Source organism: Pantoea sp. ANP04 (genome assembly GCF_041982285.1).
Taxonomy (GTDB): Bacteria; Pseudomonadota; Gammaproteobacteria; order Enterobacterales; family Enterobacteriaceae; genus Pantoea; species Pantoea eucalypti.
Genome location: NZ_JAUTYS010000001.1, coordinates 417,323 through 437,629 on the forward strand (window position 1 = coordinate 417,323; position 20,307 = coordinate 437,629).

Here is a 20,307-nt window from a genome sequence, read left to right on the forward strand (position 1 = left end):
GCGGCCAGTGCTACACTTTTCCGCTTTAACATTGATGAATCCGACCTATGACCGCACTGGACGCTTCACAACAACATAAACATCAAAGCCGCCTTAACTGGGGTACACGCACTATCTTTTTAATTAATGGCTTAGGGATGTCAGCCTGGGCTCCGCTGGTGCCGTTTGCCCGGGATCGTCTGCAGCTCAGTGGCGCGTCCCTGGGCGCCTTGCTGCTCTGTCTGGGTATTGGTTCGCTGGCGGCGATGCCGGTGACCGGCACGCTGGTGGCGCGTTTTGGCTGCCGTCGCGTGATGTGCGTCTCCACCCTGTTAGTACTGATGATGATGCCGCTGCTGGCGACAGCAGACTCTCATCTGGTGATGGCGGCTGCGCTAATGCTTTTTGGTGCCGGGCTGGGCATGCTGGATGTGGCGATGAATTATCAGGCGGTTCAGGTTGAGCAGGCTGCAGATAAACCGATGATGTCGGGCTTTCATGGTTTCTTCAGTCTTGGTGGTATTCTGGGCGCAGGAACCGTCAGCCTGTTGCTGAGCCGGGATTTCACTCCACTGACCGCTACGCTGGTGGTAATGGCAATAATGCTCTTGCTGCTGCTGTGGCGATTGCCGGTCCTGATGAATGCGCGTCTGCATCAGCCCGATCAGCCCTGGCTGGTGATCCCACGTGGCTGGGTTGCGTTCCTTGGCCTGCTCTGCTTTATCCTTTTCCTGGCGGAAGGGGCCGTACTGGACTGGGGCGCGCTGCTGCTGCTGCAGAACCCGGCGATGTCACCCGCCTATGCCGGACTCGGCTATGCCGTCTTTTCCGTCGCGATGACGCTGGGCCGTTTTAGTGGCGACAAGATCATCCAGCGTTTTGGCCGCTATCCTGTGATGCTCTCCGGCGCCCTGACCGCCGCAGCGGGTATGTGTCTGGCCGTCTGGCTGCCGTGGCCGGAGATCGCTCTGCTGGCTTTCCTGCTGGTCGGCTTTGGTTTATCCAATACGGTGCCGATGTTGTTCAATGCTGCCGGGAATCAACAGGATATGCCTGCGAACCTGGCGATTTCTGCCATGACAACGCTGGGATATGCGGGTATTCTCTCAGGTCCGGCTTTAATCGGATTCATTTCGCAATGGATCAGCCTCAGCGGCGCATTTTTACTGATCGCCCTGTTGCTGTTAGCGGTAGCCGCCAGTGCGCGAAAAGTTGCGCGATAATTCAGGTACCTGACACGCTATGTTGTATAAGTTTCCACTGACCTCCGGCAATGTCACCCGCTTTTTTGTGGTTTTCAATCTGGTGCTCCTGCTGGCGCTGGGCTTTATGGTGCATAACTCGGTCAATGCCTGGCTGACCGGGAAACGCTATGCCATGGACGATCTGGCGCGTGACGTACAGAAACGTATTGATGCCTATCGCTTTGCCACCTGGCAGATATATGAAAACCTCTCAACCAGCGCAGCCGGTGCGCCACCTGGCAGTAACCTGCAGGAGACGCGGCTGCGTCCTGATGTCTATTATCTGGAAAAAACCCGGCGTAAAACGGAAGCACTGATTTTCGGCTCACATGACAGCAGTACGCTGGATATGACCATGCGGATGTCGAACTATCTCGACACGCTGTGGGGCGCGGAAAATCCCACGTGGTCGATGTACTTTTTAAATGGTCAGGACAACAGCCTGATTATGATTTCGACCCTGCCACTGAAAGATATGGCAACGCGCTATAAAGAGAGCGCCATCAGTTCAATGGTGGATAGCCGTCGCGCTGAGATGCTGCAGCAGGCCAATGCGCTGGATGAACGCGAGAGCTTCTCGCCACTGCGCCACCTCGCCTTCCAGAACGATCACTATTTCACGCTGCGCACCACCTTTAACCAGCCGGGCCATCTGGCCACTGTTGTCGCCTTTGATCTGCCGGTTAACGATATTGTTCCGCAGAACATGCCGCTGGAAAACTTCCAGCTGCGTCAGGACACCTCAATGCCTGCCAGCAGCAGTGAACAGCAGGATGTGGAAAATACCCGTGTCTCACTGGTTAATCCCAATATTGAGATTGCGGCCACCCTGCCAAGTACGCCGTTGCAGCTGGTTTATCAGGTGCCGATTACTCGCCTGATTATCGACAGCCTGCATAATCTGCTCTGGCCGCTCCTGATCAACCTGCTGCTGTTCCTGCTCTCGCTGGCGGGGATCGTGCTGCTGCGTCAGCAGTCACTGCGTCCCAGCGAAAACCAGAGCGCTGAACTCGATTCACTGCGGGTGCTGAATGAAGAGATTGTGGCCAGCCTTCCGGTCGGTCTGCTGGTGTATGACTTTGCCAGCAACCGTACTCTGCTGAGCAATAAGATTGCTGAACATCTTTTGCCTCACCTCAATCTGCAGAAGATCATTAATATGTCCGACCAGCATCAGGGCGTGCTGCAGGCCACCATCAACAACGAAGTGTATGAGATCCGTCACGCCCGCAGCGTGCTGTCGCCGCATACGCAGCTGTTTATGATGCGTGATCAGGATCGCGAACTGCTGGTTAACAAGAAATTGCAGAAAGCGCAGCAGGTGCTGGATCGCAATCATCAGATGCGCCAGCAGCTGCTGCATAATCTGGGCCATGCGCTGAATCAGCCACTGGAAAAAATGGTGGCGCAGCTGGTGCAGCTCAGCCAGCGTGATGCCGATGAAACCGTACTGGACCTGCTCGACGAGAGCCAGGGCCTGGCGCGACTGGTAGATGATATCGTGCTGCTGAACCGGCTTGAAGCACACGACTGGTCACCGGATGCGACCGTCTTCAACCTGCAGGAACTGCTGGATGAGATTGCGCTGGAAAGCCTGCCGTTGATGCGCCGCAAAGGGCTGTCGCTGGTGGTGAATAATCATCTGGCGAATGACGAGACGCGCTTTGGCGACCGTCGCGCCCTGCGCAAAGTCCTGACCACGTTGATGCACTACGCCCTGACCACGACCCGCTGGGGGAAAATTACCCTGGAAGTTAAGGCTGCGGAGAAGCAGGCCGACAGAGTGATCATCGAACTGGTGGATACCGGTGCGGGCCTGACGGTGGATGAACTGGCGAATGTCGACTTCCCGTTCCTGGGGGATACCAGCCAGGATCGTTACGGACAGGCCTCCGGCATGGCGTTCTTCCTGTGTAAGCAGCTCTGCAAGCAGATGGGTGGCAGTCTCGATATCGTGGCAAAAGCGGATATCGGCACGCGCTATAACATGCAACTGCCGCTGGTGCTGGAAGAGAAGCGTGAGGAAGAAGAGGAAAAAATTCTGGATGGCGTGACCGCGCTGGTGGAGATCACCGTGGAGGACGTACATAAAATCGTCTGCCGCCATCTGGAGAACTGGGGAGCGCGTTGTCTGACACCTGATGAGCGCATTTCCGGTCAGGATCACGATGTCATGGTGACCGACGATCCCTCGAAGCTTAGCGGCTGGGCACTGCTGCTGGCGGAAGATGAATTGGGTCATCATGCACTGAACGACCAGCAGTATCGGGTCAATTTCAATCTCAGTAATGCGATGCTGGATGCATTGCTGGCCCTGATTGAGAAACAACTGTCGCATGATGTGATGGATAACGACATGGAAGACGACGCGGCCACGCCATTAATGAGCGGCGGCTATTTCCAGCTGTTTACGGAGACAGTACCGGTTGATGTGAAGAGACTGTATACTGAGTCGGCGGAAAAGGACTACGCCTCGCTTGCTCAGACAGCGCATCGCCTAAAGGGCGTGTTTGCCATGCTCAATCTGACTCCCGGCAAACAGCTTTGTGAAGAGTTAGAACACCACATTAAAGCGTGTGACGATTCAAACATTACAAATACCACCAGTGATATTGACGCTTACGTCAATCAACTGCTGCAGCAAGGTAACCAATAAGATGAATAACTTAAACGTAATTATTGCCGATGACCATCCAATTGTCCTTTTCGGTATCCGAAAGTCTCTGGAACAAATTGAATGGGTCAACGTTGTAGGTGAGTTCGAAGACTCAACAGCACTGATCAATAATCTGTCCAAGCTTGATGCCAACGTCCTGATCACCGACCTCTCTATGCCAGGTGAGAAGTATGGCGATGGTATTACGCTGATTAAATATATTAAACGCCACTACCCGGATCTCTCGATTATTGTTCTGACCATGAACAATAACCCCGCGATTCTGAGTTCAGTCCTTGATCTCGATATCGAAGGGATTGTCCTGAAACAGGGCGCGCCTACCGATTTACCAAAAGCACTGGCTGCACTGCAGAAAGGCAAGAAATACACGCCAGAAAGCGTTGCGAAACTGCTGGAGAAGATCAGCGCGGGTGGTTATGGCGACAAGCGCCTGTCACCGAAAGAGAGTGAAGTGCTGCGTCTGTTTGCAGAAGGTTTCCTGGTAACCGAAATCGCCAAGAAACTGAACCGCAGTATCAAAACTATCAGTAGCCAGAAGAAATCAGCGATGATGAAACTGGGCGTGGATAACGATATCGCACTGCTGAACTACCTGTCCTCTGTCAGCCAGAGTCAGGTCGAAAGAGACTAAGTTCCTCCTGAAGCGGTGCAGCTGCACCGCTTCGCCTCTGCCCTTTCCTGCCCTATCCCCGCCGCGTTTTACGAACCCGTTCAGCATAGATTGCCAGCGTCACTTTCAGCACGTCTAACGTCACCGGCTTCGACAGACAGTTATCCATACCTGCATCCATACAACGCTGTTTCTCTTCTGCCAGCGCATTCGCCGTTACGCCCACAACCGGGAACAGATGGCCCAGCTGACGTAATCGCTGCGTCAGGCGATAACCATCCATGTTCGGCATATTCACGTCGGTGAGCACGATATCAATCTCATTACGACTCAGGACATTCAGGGCATCAACGCCATCCTGGGCCGTTTTCACCTGATAGCCCAGCGTGCCAAGCTGTTCAGACAGCAGCATGCGGTTAATAGGATGGTCATCGACGATCAGCACCATGATGTCATCGTTATGAACTTTCTCTTCTACCGGGGTGGCCAGCAGCAGCGCATCGGCGGCGTCATTGCCCAGTGCAATCCGGTAGATGCGTGCCAGCAGCGCCGGCACCTCGTGCAGTGTGGCGGTGGAGTGGATCCAGCGTCCGGGCTGACGTTCACGCGGCATATCGACATGGGATCCGTCAAACGTGACCAGTGCGCGAAGCGGTGCATCAGTCTCCAGTTCGTAATCCGTCATGACCACATCATCCGGGCCTGGCTTACCGTTATACTCCGCAACCTGAATACCCTGCTGCTGAATCTGACGCGTGATAAACGCCGCAAGATACTCATTGCGCATCGCCAGCCAGATTTTCTTATCCTGTAAGTCCTCCAGCAGCATCAGTGACGGCTTCTGTCCCTGGTAGATCGGAATACGCACAATAAACTGGCTGCCCATGCCTGGCTCTGAGTCGACCTCAATGTCGCCATCCATCATATTGATCAGCTTTTCACAGATCGCCAGTCCCAGTCCGGTCCCCTGGAAATTACGCTGTACGCCATTTCCCACCTGGAAGAAAGGATCAAACAGGCGTGGAAGCTCTTTCGCCGGAATGCCGACACCGGTATCACGAACGCGGAAAGCCAGATAGCCCTGTGCAACGTAGGCGTGCAGAATAATACAGCCGGTATGCGTAAACTTAATCGCGTTGTTAAGCAGGTTCGAGATCACCTGCTGCAGGCGCAACGGATCGCCGTCCAGCACCTGCGGAACGTCATGTTCGATAAAGCAGTAAAGCGTCAGCCGCTTCTTCACCACCAGCGACAGATAGTTGCCGACAATGTGCGTGACAATTTCGCGAGGGGCAAACGGACGTGGCTCAATTTTCAACTGCTCTGACTCGATTTTCGAGAAGTCGAGAATATCACTGATGATCTTCAGCAGCAGGCTGGAGGAGTTATTCATGGCCGTCACCAGCGAGTCGATACCGCTGGGTAGCTCTTTGGTCTGCAACAGATCGAGGTTACCGATAATGCCATAGAGCGGCGTGCGCAGTTCATGACTGACGGTGGCAAGGAACATCGATTTTGACTGGCTCGCCTGCTCTGCCGCGTGGGCCATCTCCTGCAGAGACTGCTCCATCCTTACGCGCGCCGAGACATCAACCAGCACACAAATCGCGACGTTCTCATTACGATAGCGCGAATGCACAAAGCTGATTTGCAGGTTGGTATTGCTGCCGGTCAGCACATCGACAAAGTTAACCTGCTGCCCGCCAATGATTTCATTCAGCCGAAGCCGGTCCTCCTGCGTCAGCAACGTCAGATAATTATGTGCCAGCTCATTACTCAGAATATTGGTGCCGTCGCTGGTGCGTAAGATACAGATCCCCACCGGCGCCGAGGCGACAATCTTACGGTTAAACTGCTCATGCTCTTCCAGACGATGTGCATTCTCCTCTGCCGGCAGGAACATCCGGCGCTCGAATACCCAGGCGAGAGTAAACAGGATAACGGCACTGAAAATATTGAGCAGCAGCGCATTGATGATCATCAGCTTGAGCTGATCCACCATGACATCGGTAGGTACTGACCACACCACATTCAGATCGGAGGGCGGAAGTGGCTTTTTCAGCACCAGCTGACGATACCCATTCAGGTAACCGAACCAGGTTTTATCATCAGGCAGATTGTCGAGCGAGAAGCCCAGGCCGCCGCGCCGCGAGTTAAGCAGTGGACGATAGTTCTCATCGGTAATCGACGCAATGATCGGCAGGCTGCCCGGCTGAATAAACTCATCCAGTCGGATATTTTGCTCAACACCCAGCAGTGCCTGTAACTTGTTCGCGACGTAAACCGGCACCACCATATAGAAAGTGCCGACGCCAGGCTGAGCACTGCTGTTGATCCAGTACATCGGATTTCGGCGCTCTTCTTCACTGCTGTTGCGATAACGCAGCACATTCTCACGCAGCGATTTCAGGCTGCGTTCCCGATCAGCGTTGCTGCTGCCAATCGTAAAGTCGGCCAGACACTGACTTTCTCCACCGATAAAGAACACCCGATTCAGTTCATACGACGAGGCGAAGTTACTTTTCCAGTAATTGATGTAGTAGCTGAGAGAATCGAGCGAGTTGCGCCAGGTATTGCTCATTGAGGTACAGTCGCCATCCGAAAAGAGTGGCGTAAACTGCGGCTGGGTTGTTTTGCCTGGCATCATGCCGGTCAGTACATCCAGGCCACTGCTGGCATTGGTTAAGCGGTTCTCGGTGATATATTTCAGTTCACGCACCATGTCCGCCGAATGGCGCACATACCACTGAATCGTGCCGTAGTTGCTGGCAAACTCCTGCCGAACCTGCGTCTCTTTATTATGCAGTACGCTGATAATATAAAACGCTGTCAGAACGGCGCCCAGCGTCCAGATTAGCAGCGCCAGCGCGCGGAAAAGGTAGCGCGAGATGCGAAGCGTAGTGCGGAAAGAGACAGGATATTTCAAAGGTGACTCGCAGTTGGCAAGGTTAGTCGCATCATCGATTTTTAATGCCCATACACTAGCTTTATCGGGCGAAAAAAGCCAGCCAGCCGCAGGTTTAGCGGAAAGTTTGGGAATCTTTTAAGACAGTGAAAGCGACACGTTAACTCCAGCATCCAGTGGCCGCTTCTGCGCACTCAAACAAACAGACGCTCACAACATTGAAAAGCGACGCCGCTGACTAAACAAGAAAGGCCCGCACTGCCCGAAGAGCAAAGCGTCCACGCCAGGGATGGCGTGGCCGATCCGCAGGGATGCGGGAATCCTTTGCGATCGGGCAGTGCGGGCCTTTCGACGGCTCCCCTCTCACAGCCACCAGCTCCCGCCCCTCTGCCACCTCTGTCCTGCAACCCACTTAACGCGACGCCGCTGCCTGAACAAGAAAGACCTGCACTTCCCGAAGAGCAAAGCGTCCACGCCAGGGATGGCGTGGCCGATCCGCAGGGATGCGGGATTCCTTTGCGATCGGGCAGTGCGGGTCTTTCGACGGCTCCGATTTCGCAGCCATAAGCTCCCTGCTCCCTGCAATCCTCCCCATCACATCAAAAAAAACGGCAGGCCGGGTTTCCCCTGACCTGCCGTTTCTGCAACGAACCTCAGCTCACATCAGACAAATTATTCTTCGTCTTCAGCCGCGTCGTCTTCGTCTTCTGCATCCGCTTCCGGTGCAATCTCTTCATCGTCGATCTCTGCTTCTGGCGCGATATCATCCTCGCCTTCCGCTACGCTACCGTCGATTGAATCCAGCTCTTCTTCTTCAACCGGCTCGGCAACACGCTGCAGACCGACCACGTTCTCATCCTCTGCGGTACGAATCAGAATCACACCCTGGGTATTACGACCCACGACGCTCACTTCTGACACGCGGGTACGCACCAGCGTACCAGCATCGGTGATCATCATAATCTGATCGCCATCGACAACCTGAACCGCGCCAATCACCGGACCATTACGTTCGGTCACTTTGATGGAAATAACACCCTGCGTCGCACGCGACTTGGTCGGGTATTCGCTGTTGGCAGTACGCTTACCGTAACCATTCTGGGTCACGGTCATAATTGCACCCTCTTCACGCGGTACAATTAGCGAGACCACACGATCGCCTTCAGCCAGCCTGATGCCGCGAACGCCAGAGGCGGTACGACCCATCGCACGAACTGCGGTTTCTGCAAAGCGCACCACTTTACCGGCCGCTGAGAACAGCATCGCTTCGTCATTACCATTGGTCAGCGCCACTCCGATCAGCTCATCATCGTCACGCAGGTTCACGGCAATTATACCGGCGCTGCGCGGACGGCTGAACTCTTTCAGCGCGGTCTTCTTCACGGTTCCCAGCGCGGTCGCCATAAAGATATTGAAGCCTTCGGTATACTCACGTACCGGCAGAATCGCTGTAATACGCTCGTTGGCTTCCAGCGGCAGCAGGTTCACGATCGGACGTCCCCGCGCACCACGACTCGCTTCCGGCAACTGATAAACCTTCATCCAGTAGAGACGACCACGGCTTGAGAAGCAGAGAATCGTGTCATGGGTATTGGCCACCAGCAGACGATCAATGAAGTCCTCTTCTTTAATACGTGCGGCTGACTTGCCTTTACCACCACGACGCTGCGCTTCATAGTCGGTCAGCGGCTGATACTTCACGTAGCCCTGATGCGACAATGTCACCACAACATCTTCCTGATTGATCAGGTCTTCGATATTAATATCAGCGGTATTGGCAGTAATCTCTGTGCGACGCTCATCGCCGAACTGATCACGCATCAGCTCCAGCTCTTCGCGAATCACTTCCATCAGACGATCGGCGTCAGACAGAATGCGCAACAGCTCTGCGATCTGCTCCAGCAGACCTTTATACTCATCCAGCAGCTTCTCGTGCTCAAGACCGGTCAGTTTCTGCAGACGCAGATCCAGAATCGCCTGAGCCTGCTGCTCGGTCAGATAGTACTGACCGTCACGGATGCCGTACTGCGGATCCAGCCACTCCGGACGAGCGGCATCGTCGCCCGCACGTTCCAGCATCGCTGACACATTACCCAGATCCCACGCCTGCGCAATCAGACCCGCTTTCGCTTCTGCCGGGTTAGGTGCACGACGAATCAGCTCAATAATCGGATCGATATTCGCCAGCGCAATCGCCAGACCTTCCAGAATATGCGCACGGTCACGGGCTTTACGCAGTTCGAAAATGGTACGACGCGTCACGACTTCACGACGATGGCGAACGAAGGCGTCCAGAATCTCCTTCAGTGCCATAATCTTTGGCTGGCCCTGATGCAGCGCCACCATATTGATACCAAAAGAGGTCTGCAGCTGGGTCAGTGAATAGAGATTATTCAGAACCACTTCGCCGACGGCATCGCGCTTGATCTCAATCACGATACGCATGCCGTCTTTATCAGACTCATCGCGCAGTGCGCTGATGCCTTCAACGCGCTTCTCTTTCACCAGCTCCGCAATCTTCTCAATCAGGCGTGCTTTGTTAACCTGATACGGAAGCTCATGAATGATGATGGTCTCGCGGCCCGTTTTCGCATCGGCTTCCACTTCGCCACGCGCACGGATATAAATTTTACCGCGACCGGTGCGGTACGCTTCTTCAATACCACGGCGACCATTGATGATGGCGGCTGTCGGGAAATCTGGCCCCGGAATGTGCTCCATCAGCTCTTCGATGCTGATGTCTTCATTTTCAATATATGCCAGGCAGCCGTTAATCACTTCACGCAGGTTATGCGGTGGAATGTTGGTTGCCATACCCACGGCGATACCGGAAGAACCGTTCACCAGCAGGTTAGGGATTTTGGTTGGCAGAACTTCAGGGATCTGCTCAGTGCCGTCATAGTTCGGGACGAAATCGACGGTCTCTTTTTCCAGGTCAGCTAACAGGTCGTGGGCAATTTTCGACATGCGAATTTCGGTATAACGCATCGCCGCGGCGGAGTCGCCGTCGATGGAACCGAAGTTGCCTTGTCCGTCCACCAGCATGTAACGCAGGGAGAAAGGCTGGGCCATACGTACAATGGTGTCGTAAACGGCGGAATCACCATGCGGGTGATATTTACCGATAACGTCACCGACGACGCGGGCAGATTTTTTATAGGGTTTGTTCCAGTCGTTACCCAGTACACTCATCGCAAAAAGAACGCGACGGTGAACCGGCTTCAGGCCATCACGCACATCGGGTAAAGCTCGGCCAACGATGACCGACATGGCGTAACCGAGGTAAGAATTTTTTAATTCTTCTTCGATATTGACCGGTGTAATTTCTCTCGCAAGGTCGCTCATGGAGCCGCTATCCCTCTACTTAATCCCGGATTTTAAAGGTGCGAAAGTATATCACACTGCAATGCTCTGGTGAACGTTAACCACCGATTTCCCCCGCTTTTCATTGTCCCTGAAAGGTGTGCCAACTGCGGTTAAGCGTTTATACTGTGGGCACATTTTGTCAGGAGTTACGATTCAATGAATGCACAACCGCAGAATCATCAGCATAACGTCGATGCGCAGGAAATTGCCAAGTTTGAGGCCGTTGCCTCGCGCTGGTGGGATCTGGAGGGTGAATTTAAACCGTTGCACCGTATCAACCCGCTACGCCTGGGCTACATCGCGCAGCACAGCAACGGTCTGTTCGGTAAAACCGTGCTCGACGTCGGATGCGGCGGCGGCATTTTATCCGAAAGCATGGCGCGTGAAGGCGCCGTCGTGACCGGTCTGGATATGGGTGCGGAACCGCTGGCCGTGGCGCGCCTGCATGCTCTGGAGAGCGGCGTGACGCTGGACTATGTGCAACAGACCGTTGAAGAGCATGCCGATCAGAACGCCGGAAAGTATGATGTGGTGACATGTATGGAGATGCTGGAGCACGTGCCGGATCCGCGCTCGGTGATTCACGCCTGTGCGAAGCTGGTCAAGCCCGGCGGCGAAGTCTTTTTCTCAACGCTGAACCGCAATCCAAAGGCCTGGCTGCTGGCGATTTTCGGCGCGGAATATGTGCTGCGCATGTTGCCGCGCGGCACCCATGATGTGAAGAAATTCATCCGCCCATCCGAACTGCTGGGCTGGGTCGATGAAACGCCCCTGCGTGAACGCCACATTATTGGCCTGCATTACAACCCGGTGACCAACCGCTTCAAACTGGCGCCCGGCACTGATGTGAATTATATGGTGCACACTCACCACGCGGGTTAAGTCATCTGCCCGCCTGAATCCGGGCGGGCACTTTTTCCTCTGCCTGCTCTTCCTGTCAGAGCGGTCACTGCCCTCGCCTGGTGGCAGGCATTCCGATGGCTGCCAATAGGTTACGTCAGCCATGCCCGCATCCGCTCAACGTCGCGGCCCCCTGCTAGCGGCTTTTATCCATTTTTCATCCCTTTTCTGGCTGAATCCTGAGGATTGAATAAGAAACACGCGCCCGATCATAATAAGAAAAAAAAGTGTGATCCGGTTGACATGTTGCCAGGCCTTACAAGGCGTGGGCTAAGAAATTTCGCAAGAATTACAACCCCTCCAGCCATCATTTTTTGCTCTTGTTAAGCGGCCGTAAAATACTAAAATATGCCCCCATGTAGTTATGACTTTTCTCTTCACCCCCTAGATGTAGTGTTTATCCACACATTATTCACAATGAATAGGCTGTGTATAAACCGGGATTTCTTTTAATTTTTGGATACTCACGCAAAGGTAAATACGCGACATGAACCAGAGTCTGCTCGTTACTAAACGCGATGGCCGCCAGGAGCGCATTGATCTCGATAAAATTCACCGTGTGCTGGACTGGGCAGCTGAAGGGCTGAACAACGTCTCAGTGTCACAGGTGGAACTGCGCTCTCACATTCAGTTCTATGATGGAATCAGAACGTCTGACATTCATGAGACTATCATCAAGGCCGCAGCAGACCTCATCTCTCGCGATGCCCCTGACTATCAGTACCTGGCTGCCCGCCTGGCGATCTTCCACCTGCGCAAAAAAGCGTATGGTCAGTTTGAGCCGCCGAAGCTTTATGATCAGGTCGTTAAGATGGTCGACATGGGCAAATATGATCGTCACCTGCTGGAAGATTACAGCCAGGAAGAGTTCGCGCAGATGGACGAGTTCCTCGACCACTGGCGTGACATGAACTTCTCCTATGCCGCCGTGAAGCAGCTTGAAGGCAAATATCTGGTGCAGAACCGCGTCTCGGGTGAAATCTACGAGAGCGCGCAGTTCCTTTACATTCTGGTCGCGGCCTGCCTCTTCTCTGGCTACCCGCGCGACACGCGTATGGATTACATCAAGCGTTTCTATGATGCGATCTCAACGTTTAAAATCTCGCTGCCGACGCCAATCATGTCAGGTGTGCGAACCCCGACGCGTCAGTTCAGCTCCTGTGTGCTGATCGAGTGCGGCGACAGCCTGGACTCCATCAACGCCACCTCAAGCGCGATTGTGAAATATGTTTCTCAGCGTGCTGGTATCGGCATCAACGCCGGTCGTATCCGTGCGCTGGGCAGCCCGATTCGCGGCGGTGAAGCGTTCCACACCGGCTGTATCCCGTTCTACAAGCATTTCCAGACTGCGGTGAAGTCCTGTTCTCAGGGCGGCGTGCGTGGCGGTGCAGCGACGCTGTTCTACCCGATGTGGCATCTGGAAATCGAAAGCCTGCTGGTGCTGAAAAACAACCGTGGTGTTGAAGGCAACCGCGTGCGTCACATGGACTACGGTGTACAGCTCAACAAGCTGATGTATCAGCGCCTGCTGAAAGGCGAAGATATCACCCTGTTCAGCCCGTCTGACGTGCCAGGCCTGTATGATGCGTTCTTCGCCGATCAGGATGAGTTCGAACGTCTCTACACCAAATATGAGCAGGATCAGAGCATCCGTAAGCAGCGTGTTAAAGCGGTCGATCTCTTCTCGCTGATGATGCAGGAACGTGCTTCAACCGGCCGTATCTACATTCAGAACGTCGACCACTGCAACACCCACAGCCCGTTTGATCCGCGCATCGCACCGGTTCGCCAGTCTAACCTCTGCCTGGAAATCGCCCTGCCGACCAAACCGCTGGAAGATGTTAACGACGAAAACGGTGAGATTGCCCTGTGTACGCTTTCTGCGTTCAACCTCGGCGCCATCGAAAGCCTCGACGATCTGGAAGAGCTGGCTACCCTGGCCGTTCGTGCGCTGGATGCGCTGCTCGATTATCAGGATTACCCGATTCCGGCTGCGCAGCGTGGCGCAATGGGTCGTCGTACCCTGGGTATTGGCGTGATCAACTACGCCTACTATCTGGCGAAGCACGGTGTGCGCTACTCCGATGGCAGCGCCAATGGCCTGACGCACAAAACCTTTGAAGCCATTCAGTACTACCTGCTGAAAGCGTCCAATGAGCTGGCGAAAGAGCAAGGTGCCTGCCCGTGGTTCAATGAAACCACCTATGCACAGGGCATCATGCCCATCGACACCTACAAGAAAGATCTGGACGCGATCAGCAACGAACCGCTGCATCTCGACTGGGAAAGCCTGCGTGAAGAGATCAAAACGCACGGCCTGCGCAACTCGACCCTGTCTGCGCTGATGCCGTCTGAGACCTCGTCGCAGATCTCCAATGCCACCAACGGCATCGAGCCACCACGCGGTCACATCAGCATCAAAGCATCGAAAGATGGCATCCTGCGTCAGGTGGTGCCGGAGTATGAGCGTCTGAAAGATCAGTACGAACTGCTGTGGGAAATGCCGAACAATGACGGTTACCTGCAACTGGTGGGTCTGATGCAGAAATTCATCGACCAGGCGATTTCGTCTAACACCAACTACGATCCATCACGCTTTACTAACGGTAAAGTGCCGATGAAACAGCTGCTGAAAGATCTGCTGACCGCGTACAAGTTTGGCGTGAAAACGCTCTACTATCAGAACACCCGTGACGGTGCGGAAGATGCGCAGGATGACCTGGCACCTTCTATCCAGGATGATGGCTGCGAGAGCGGCGCCTGTAAAATCTAATGGTCAGGCGGGAGATTCTCCCGCCTCATTCATTTCACGAGGCCTGGCTTCGTCTACTTTTGGACAACTTTTATGGCTTACTCCACTTTCTCACAGAACAAAAATGATCAGCTGAAAGAGCCGATGTTTTTCGGTCAGTCCGTAAACGTGGCGCGCTTCGATCAGCAAAAATATGACATCTTTGAAAAGCTGATCGAAAAGCAGCTCTCCTTCTTCTGGCGTCCGGAAGAGGTTGATGTCTCACGCGACCGAATTGACTACCAGGCGCTGCCGGACCACGAGAAGCATATCTTTATCAGCAACCTGAAGTATCAGACACTGCTGGATTCCATTCAGGGTCGCAGCCCGAACGTCGCCCTGCTTCCGCTGATCTCGATTCCTGAGCTGGAAACCTGGATTGAAACCTGGGCGTTCTCCGAGACGATCCACTCCCGTTCTTACACCCATATCATCCGTAATATCGTTAACGATCCGGCGGTGGTATTCGACGATATCGTCACCAATGAGCAGATTCTGGCGCGTGCCCAGGATATCTCACGCTATTACGACGATCTGATTGAGATGACTAACTACTGGCATCAGCTGGGCGAAGGCACGCATAAGGTCAACGACAAACAGGTTGTGGTCAGCCTGCGTGCCCTGAAGAAGCAGCTCTATATCTGCCTGATGAGCGTCAATGCGCTGGAAGCGATCCGTTTCTATGTCAGCTTCGCCTGTTCATTCGCGTTCGCCGAGCGTGAACTGATGGAAGGCAATGCCAAAATCATCAAACTGATCGCCCGCGATGAAGCGCTGCACCTGACCGGCACCCAGCATATGCTGAACCTGCTGCGCAGCGGCGAAGACGATCCGGAAATGAAAGAGATTGCGGCAGAGTGCCGTGAAGAGTGCTTCGAGCTGTTTAAGAAGGCAGCGCTGCAGGAGAAAGAGTGGGCGGAATATCTGTTCAGCGGCGGTTCAATGATCGGCCTGAACAAAGACATTCTCTGCCAGTACATTGAGTACATCACCAATATCCGTATGCAGGCAGTTGGCCTTGATCTGCCCTTCCAGACGCGCTCTAACCCGATCCCATGGATCAACTCCTGGCTGGTGTCTGACAACGTGCAGGTTGCGCCACAGGAAGTGGAAGTGAGCTCCTATCTGGTGGGTCAGATCGATTCTGAAGTGGGCGCTAACGACTTCGACGACTTCCAGCTTTAATCATGAGCCGCGACGTTGTTATTCTGCGCAGTTCCGGCGCCAGGCTGGAATGCGCAGAAGATCACCCCAATCTGCTCTCCCTGCTGGAAGCCAATAATCTCTGCGTGGAGTTTCAGTGCCGCGAAGGTTACTGCGGCTCCTGCCGGATGCGGCTGCTGAAAGGCGAAGTGCATTACCCACAGCGGCCGCTGGCCTTTGTGCAGCAGGATGAGATTCTGCCCTGCTGCTGCAAAGCTAAAGGCGAGATTGAGCTTGAGTTGTAGCTGAGGCTGAACAAGTCTGGCTTGATTTGCGGTTGGATCGAGTCAGCTTATTTATTGCTATGAGAATGCTCCTGCAAAGGGTCATTCACAGTCACATACAAAACGGGCGCCTCTGGCACCCGTTTTGTTTTCACTGAAATTACTGTCTGACAGTTTCAACCACATCAATCCAGCCGTGACCGGTGCTCACTTCGCTGCCGTGTAACCAGCGGCGCAGCATATTCATTGCCATCATCGCCACCACCTTCTGGCGCGTCTCCAGGTTATGACGACCGGTGCTGAATTTCACGCGCTGACCAAAGCCGCCATCCGGCGTATGTAACGCTACCGAAATCGTTTCCTGTTCCAGGCTGCCAACAGAAAGCGCCAGCGCTGCCTGCTGCTGTGCGGCAAGTTCGCGGGTGCGCGTCACCTGCTGCTCCAGCGTCTCCTGCGTTGATGGCAGAATGTCAGCGCCCCGCAACGGCACGCTGGCGGCAGCCAGCTGCCAGTAAAGCAGCCCGGCAGTATATTGCTCGCTGACCGCCAGTTGCTCACCACGCTGCGTCAGCTCGCCTGCCAGCAGAGCTGGTAAGCCTTCCGTGCCTTCAAAGATAGTGCACTCCGCCAGTAGCAGACGCACCTGCTGCCACACCTGCTCCATCGCGACACGCTGACTGGCCGGGCCGGTCAGTTTGATCTCAATGATCGGCATCGACGAGCGATAGCCCATCACCACACCTTCCGGCAGCGCCAGCGGCTCCAGCTCAGCGGCAATATCACTTTCACCGCGACCAAAGGTGGTCAGTCGCAGACAAATCGGCGGTTCGGGCGGCGAGAATTTTGCTTTCAGACGGGGAATGATCTGCTGCTCCACCATCACCTTAAATTCAGATGGCACGCCAGGCGTGAAGAATATCCAGCAGCGGTTGAGTTGCAGGGCAAAGCCACAGGCGGTTCCAACCGGATTATCAATCAGCTCCGCATTGGCCGGAATTTCAGCCTGCTTGCGATTGCTGGCGGCCATCACCCGGCCACGGCTGGCGAACCAGGCTTCCATTTGTGCCAGCCAGTCCTGCTGCATCTCCAGTTCAACCCCACAGGCGCGAGCGGCTGCCAGCGCGCTGAGATCGTCACTGGTGGGACCCAGGCCGCCATTCACAATCAACACGTCGGCCTCATGGCTTCGTGTCTGCAGGGTGTCGATGAGCGATTCCAGTGAATCCCCAACCGTGGTTCGGCTGGTCATGGGCAAACCTTGCTGGAATAAAATATCAGCCAGCCAGGCGGCATTGGTATCGACGATTTGGCCATGCAGCACCTCATCCCCGGTAGACAGCATCTCAATTCTAATCACGTCCGGTTCTCCTTTTCACGTTTATTTAACTGTATGAAGTCCACCTGCGAAACACAATCTGTGTGACCCGTGTTTGTTACTGGTTTATCTAAAGCAGCACGTTGCGCATAAAAATGAATGAGGGCGAAGCAGGCTCAACAGAAGTGAATCAATGAGGGGTTGAGAAAAGAATAAAAAACGGCGGGATTTCCCCGCCGCAGGTTTACTGCTGTCGTCTGTTACCGCGCTACATCAGCGAATCGCGATTAGCGACGCGCCAGCAGCAGGCCGAGAACCAGGCCCGCGGTTGCACCAATACCTACGCCCTGCCACGGTTTTTCGTGCACGTAATCGTCTGCACGGTATGCCGCTTGTTTAGCGCGATAGTAGTAACTGTCGGACGCCTGGCTGACACGGGATTTAACATCGTTCAGCGCCTGTTCAGCTTTGCTTTTAAGCTCAATGTATTTCTGATCGGCCGGATCGCCTGATGCCTTAAGCACTTCTTCCAGGGTTTCGGTCAGTAACGCAATATCGTCATCGAGGCCCGATTCGAATTGATTTGTCTGATTTACCATCATTTCCTCCGTGTGAATTGCAAAGCAGTTCATTAACTATAGCCATAATCTGGCGCTCTGCTGATTTCCTGCTCCAGGAATCACCTGATTTTTCATCTGTTAATCTTACTCAGTGCAGGCGGTGCGCCGCTTCGTTGCGCAAAGAAGTGTAAGACGCAGCGGCAACCGCCGAATTTCGCTTCGCTTCTTTGATTAATCTGATAAATTTTGTCGTGACTGAATTTTCCAGTAACCCTACTGTCGTACCTCTCTGTTGCCTGTGATTATCGGGCCATGAAAGTGCATGTTGCACAACAGTCACGACACCCTCGAACAGCTAAGGAATGATCTCTGGCATGAATCGAAGAATGTTTATGAAAGCGTCAATGGCCTTCTCTGCCGTCAGCGGCATGACCGGCCTGTCAACGCTGTTTGCGCAATCCGCATGGGCAGAAGATGGCATTGCTGACGGAACCGCCGTACGCTTCGATTTCGACGTATTGAAGAAAAACGCGGCTGCGCTGGCGAAGAAACCCTGGGGCGGTGCACCAGGTGCACTGCCGGAGACGCTGGCCACACTGACCCCACAGGCGTACAACGAAATTCAGTATGACGCCAACCACTCACTCTGGAATAACCTGCCCGATCGTCAGCTGGACGTGCAGTTCTTCCACGTCGGCATGGGCTTCAAGCGGCGCATCCGCATGTTCTCTGTTGACGGCGAGAGCCGTCAGGCACGCGAAATTCACTTCCGCCCTGAGCTGTTCAACTATAACGACGCGAAGGTTGATACTAAGCAGCTGGAGGGCAAAACTGACCTCGGCTTTGCCGGTTTCCGCGCCTTCAAAAAACCGGAACTGGCCCGTCGCGACATCGTATCCTTCCTGGGCGCAAGTTACTTCCGTGCGGTTGACGATACTTACCAGTACGGCCTCTCGGCCCGTGGTGTCGCCATCAACACCTTCAGTAATGGCCAGGAAGAGTTCCCCGATTTCACCGCTTTCTGGTTTGAAACGCCAAAAGCGGAAGATACCACCTTTACCTGCTATGCCCTGCTGGATGGCGCGAGTGTCACCGGTGCCTATAAGTTCATCATCCACTGCGAAGAGAAACGCGTGGTGATGGAGGTGGAAAACCACCTGTTCGCCCGTAAAGAGATCCGTCAGATTGGCATCTCGCCAATGACCAGTATGTTCAGCTGCGGCACCAACGAGCGCCGCATGTGCAACACCTACCATCCGCAGATCCACGACTCCGATCGTCTGGCGATGTGGACCGGTAAAGGCGAATGGATCGCCCGCCCACTGAATAATCCGCAGCGTCTGCAGTTCAATGCCTATGAAGATGAGAATCCGCGAGGCTTTGGCCTGCTGCAGTTAAATCACGACTTCAAAGATTATCAGGATGTGATTGGCTGGTATGACAAACGTCCGAGCCTGTGGGTGGAGCCGGTCGGCAACTGGGGCAAAGGCGCAATTAACCTGATGGAGATCCCGACGACCGGTGAAACGCTGGATAACGTAGTCTGCTTCTGGCAACCGGCTGAGCCGGTCAAAGCGGGCAGCGAGCTGAACTTCTCTTACAAGCTCTACTGGAGTGGTCTGCCGCCAGTACGTAGCGGTCTGGCACGTGTGGATGCGACCCGTACCGGTATCGGTGGTTTCCCGGAAGGCTGGGCGCCTGGCGAACACTTCCCGGAAACCTGGTGCCGCCGCTTCGCCATCGATTTTATTGGTGGGGATTTGCAGGCTGCTGCGCCGAAAGGCATTGAGCCGGTGATTACCGTTTCATCCGGCAGCGTGAAGCAAGTTGAAATTCTGTATGTCGATCCGCTCAAAGGATACCGCATCCTGTTTGACTGGTATCCGAACAGCGATTCCACCGAGCCAGTGGAGATGCGTCTGTTCCTGCGCAGCAAGGATGAAACGCTGAGTGAAACCTGGCTTTATCAGTATTTCCCGCCTGCGCCGGATCAGCGCAAATATGTCGATGACCGTCAGATGACGGTGGGTTGATAGAAAAAGGCGAGGCTCAGGCCTCGCTTTTTTTTATGGCGCATTCTTCAGCATATCGACGTGCGGAATGCCATCTTCCAGATAGTTCTCCCCCACCGCCACAAAGCCGTGCTGCCCATAGAAGTTTTCAAGATGCGCCTGCGCAGAGAGAAATATGTCACGGCCCGGCCAGTGCTGCTGACAACTGCTGATCGCCTGTTCCATCAGACGATTGCCCAGACGCGCACCGCGCACCCGATCTGAAACAATGACCCGTCCAATTTTCACCGGGCTGGTTTCATCTTCCGGGGAAAGAAGTCGCGCATAAGCCACCAGCTGATCATCCACCGTGCCCAGCAGATGCCTGTTTTCGGCCTGTAAATCTTTGCCATCCACATCAAGATAAGCACACTGTTGCTCCACCACAAACACCTCACTGCGCAACGCCAGCAGCGCATAGAGTTCCGGGGCGGTAAGTTCGCTATGGTGTTTATCCTGCCAGTCAATGTTCATGGTCTCTC

At 54.3% G+C, this 20,307-nt stretch carries 13 protein-coding genes; 8 read left to right on the forward strand and 5 right to left on the reverse strand.

Going from position 1 to position 20,307, the window contains the following annotated elements; translation table 11 throughout:
- Positions 1 to 47: 47 nt before the first annotated feature.
- Genes Q7C21_RS01760 through rcsB form a run of 3 tightly spaced genes read left to right on the forward strand, consistent with a single transcriptional unit; the run spans position 48 to position 4,531 of the window.
- On the forward strand, positions 48 to 1,202 hold the full coding sequence (locus tag Q7C21_RS01760; RefSeq protein WP_003854200.1) for an MFS transporter: 1,155 nt from the start codon (positions 48 to 50) through the stop codon (positions 1,200 to 1,202).
- Between the two features lie 19 nt (positions 1,203 to 1,221).
- A complete protein-coding gene (rcsD, locus tag Q7C21_RS01765; protein WP_008926131.1) occupies positions 1,222 to 3,879 on the forward strand; it encodes a phosphotransferase RcsD in 2,658 nt (885 codons plus the stop codon).
- A 1-nt stretch (position 3,880) separates the two neighbouring features.
- On the forward strand, positions 3,881 to 4,531 hold the full coding sequence (gene rcsB, locus Q7C21_RS01770; protein ID WP_003854204.1) for a response regulator transcription factor RcsB: 651 nt from the start codon (positions 3,881 to 3,883) through the stop codon (positions 4,529 to 4,531).
- Positions 4,532 to 4,583: 52 nt separating this feature from the next.
- Here rcsB and rcsC read toward each other — a convergent pair whose 3' ends face one another.
- Both rcsC and gyrA read right to left on the reverse strand, forming a co-directional pair.
- A complete protein-coding gene (gene rcsC / locus Q7C21_RS01775; protein ID WP_008926132.1) occupies positions 4,584 to 7,436 on the reverse strand; it encodes a two-component system sensor histidine kinase RcsC in 2,853 nt (950 codons plus the stop codon).
- 651 nt (positions 7,437 to 8,087) lie between these two features.
- Positions 8,088 to 10,760, reverse strand: a complete 2,673-nt coding sequence (gyrA, locus tag Q7C21_RS01780) for a DNA topoisomerase (ATP-hydrolyzing) subunit A (RefSeq protein WP_003854208.1) — start codon at positions 10,758 to 10,760, stop codon at positions 8,088 to 8,090.
- A gap of 177 nt (positions 10,761 to 10,937) precedes the next feature.
- Between gyrA and ubiG the strand changes: the two genes are divergently transcribed.
- The 4 genes from ubiG to yfaE all read left to right on the forward strand — a co-directional run bounded on the left by ubiG (position 10,938) and on the right by yfaE (position 15,920).
- A complete protein-coding gene (gene ubiG, locus Q7C21_RS01785) occupies positions 10,938 to 11,663 on the forward strand; it encodes a bifunctional 2-polyprenyl-6-hydroxyphenol methylase/3-demethylubiquinol 3-O-methyltransferase UbiG (RefSeq protein ID WP_003854209.1) in 726 nt (241 codons plus the stop codon).
- A gap of 505 nt (positions 11,664 to 12,168) precedes the next feature.
- Positions 12,169 to 14,454 (forward strand): class 1a ribonucleoside-diphosphate reductase subunit alpha, encoded by a 2,286-nt coding sequence (nrdA, locus tag Q7C21_RS01790; protein ID WP_003854215.1) that lies wholly within the window; start codon positions 12,169 to 12,171, stop codon positions 14,452 to 14,454.
- A 72-nt stretch (positions 14,455 to 14,526) separates the two neighbouring features.
- Positions 14,527 to 15,657: a class Ia ribonucleoside-diphosphate reductase subunit beta gene (gene nrdB, locus Q7C21_RS01795; protein WP_003854217.1), complete on the forward strand. Its 1,131-nt coding sequence runs from the start codon at positions 14,527 to 14,529 to the stop codon at positions 15,655 to 15,657.
- A gap of 2 nt (positions 15,658 to 15,659) precedes the next feature.
- Positions 15,660 to 15,920 (forward strand): class I ribonucleotide reductase maintenance protein YfaE, encoded by a 261-nt coding sequence (gene yfaE, locus Q7C21_RS01800; RefSeq protein WP_003854219.1) that lies wholly within the window; start codon positions 15,660 to 15,662, stop codon positions 15,918 to 15,920.
- A gap of 139 nt (positions 15,921 to 16,059) precedes the next feature.
- Here yfaE and Q7C21_RS01805 read toward each other — a convergent pair whose 3' ends face one another.
- Positions 16,060 to 17,256, reverse strand: coding sequence for a nicotinamide mononucleotide deamidase-related protein YfaY (locus Q7C21_RS01805; RefSeq protein WP_078804610.1), 1,197 nt, complete (start codon positions 17,254 to 17,256; stop codon positions 16,060 to 16,062).
- 245 nt (positions 17,257 to 17,501) lie between these two features.
- Positions 17,502 to 17,813, reverse strand: a complete 312-nt coding sequence (gene elaB, locus Q7C21_RS01810) for a stress response protein ElaB (protein ID WP_003854223.1) — start codon at positions 17,811 to 17,813, stop codon at positions 17,502 to 17,504.
- Positions 17,814 to 18,148: 335 nt separating this feature from the next.
- Between elaB and Q7C21_RS01815 the strand changes: the two genes are divergently transcribed.
- Positions 18,149 to 19,807 carry a glucan biosynthesis protein D gene (locus Q7C21_RS01815; RefSeq protein WP_182629568.1) on the forward strand — a complete coding sequence of 553 codons (1,659 nt, stop codon included), beginning with the start codon at positions 18,149 to 18,151 and terminating at the stop codon, positions 19,805 to 19,807.
- Between the two features lie 33 nt (positions 19,808 to 19,840).
- Here the strand turns inward: Q7C21_RS01815 and Q7C21_RS01820 are convergent, their stop codons facing one another.
- Positions 19,841 to 20,299: a GNAT family N-acetyltransferase gene (locus tag Q7C21_RS01820; RefSeq protein WP_003854228.1), complete on the reverse strand. Its 459-nt coding sequence runs from the start codon at positions 20,297 to 20,299 to the stop codon at positions 19,841 to 19,843.
- Between the last annotated feature and the right edge of the window lie 8 nt (positions 20,300 to 20,307).

Bases quoted from the DNA above. Each gene is read 5' to 3' on its own strand.
- Q7C21_RS01760 (WP_003854200.1), top strand. From the start codon at position 48: ATGACCGCACTGGACGCTTCACAACAACATAAACATCAAAGCCGCCTT.
- rcsD (WP_008926131.1), top strand. From the start codon at position 1,222: ATGTTGTATAAGTTTCCACTGACCTCCGGCAATGTCACCCGCTTTTTT.
- rcsB (WP_003854204.1), top strand. From the start codon at position 3,881: ATGAATAACTTAAACGTAATTATTGCCGATGACCATCCAATTGTCCTT.
- gyrA (WP_003854208.1), bottom strand. From the start codon at position 10,760: ATGAGCGACCTTGCGAGAGAAATTACACCGGTCAATATCGAAGAAGAA.
- ubiG (WP_003854209.1), top strand. From the start codon at position 10,938: ATGAATGCACAACCGCAGAATCATCAGCATAACGTCGATGCGCAGGAA.
- nrdA (WP_003854215.1), top strand. From the start codon at position 12,169: ATGAACCAGAGTCTGCTCGTTACTAAACGCGATGGCCGCCAGGAGCGC.
- nrdB (WP_003854217.1), top strand. From the start codon at position 14,527: ATGGCTTACTCCACTTTCTCACAGAACAAAAATGATCAGCTGAAAGAG.
- yfaE (WP_003854219.1), top strand. From the start codon at position 15,660: ATGAGCCGCGACGTTGTTATTCTGCGCAGTTCCGGCGCCAGGCTGGAA.
- elaB (WP_003854223.1), bottom strand. From the start codon at position 17,813: ATGGTAAATCAGACAAATCAATTCGAATCGGGCCTCGATGACGATATT.
- Q7C21_RS01815 (WP_182629568.1), top strand. From the start codon at position 18,149: ATGAATCGAAGAATGTTTATGAAAGCGTCAATGGCCTTCTCTGCCGTC.
- Q7C21_RS01820 (WP_003854228.1), bottom strand. From the start codon at position 20,299: ATGAACATTGACTGGCAGGATAAACACCATAGCGAACTTACCGCCCCG.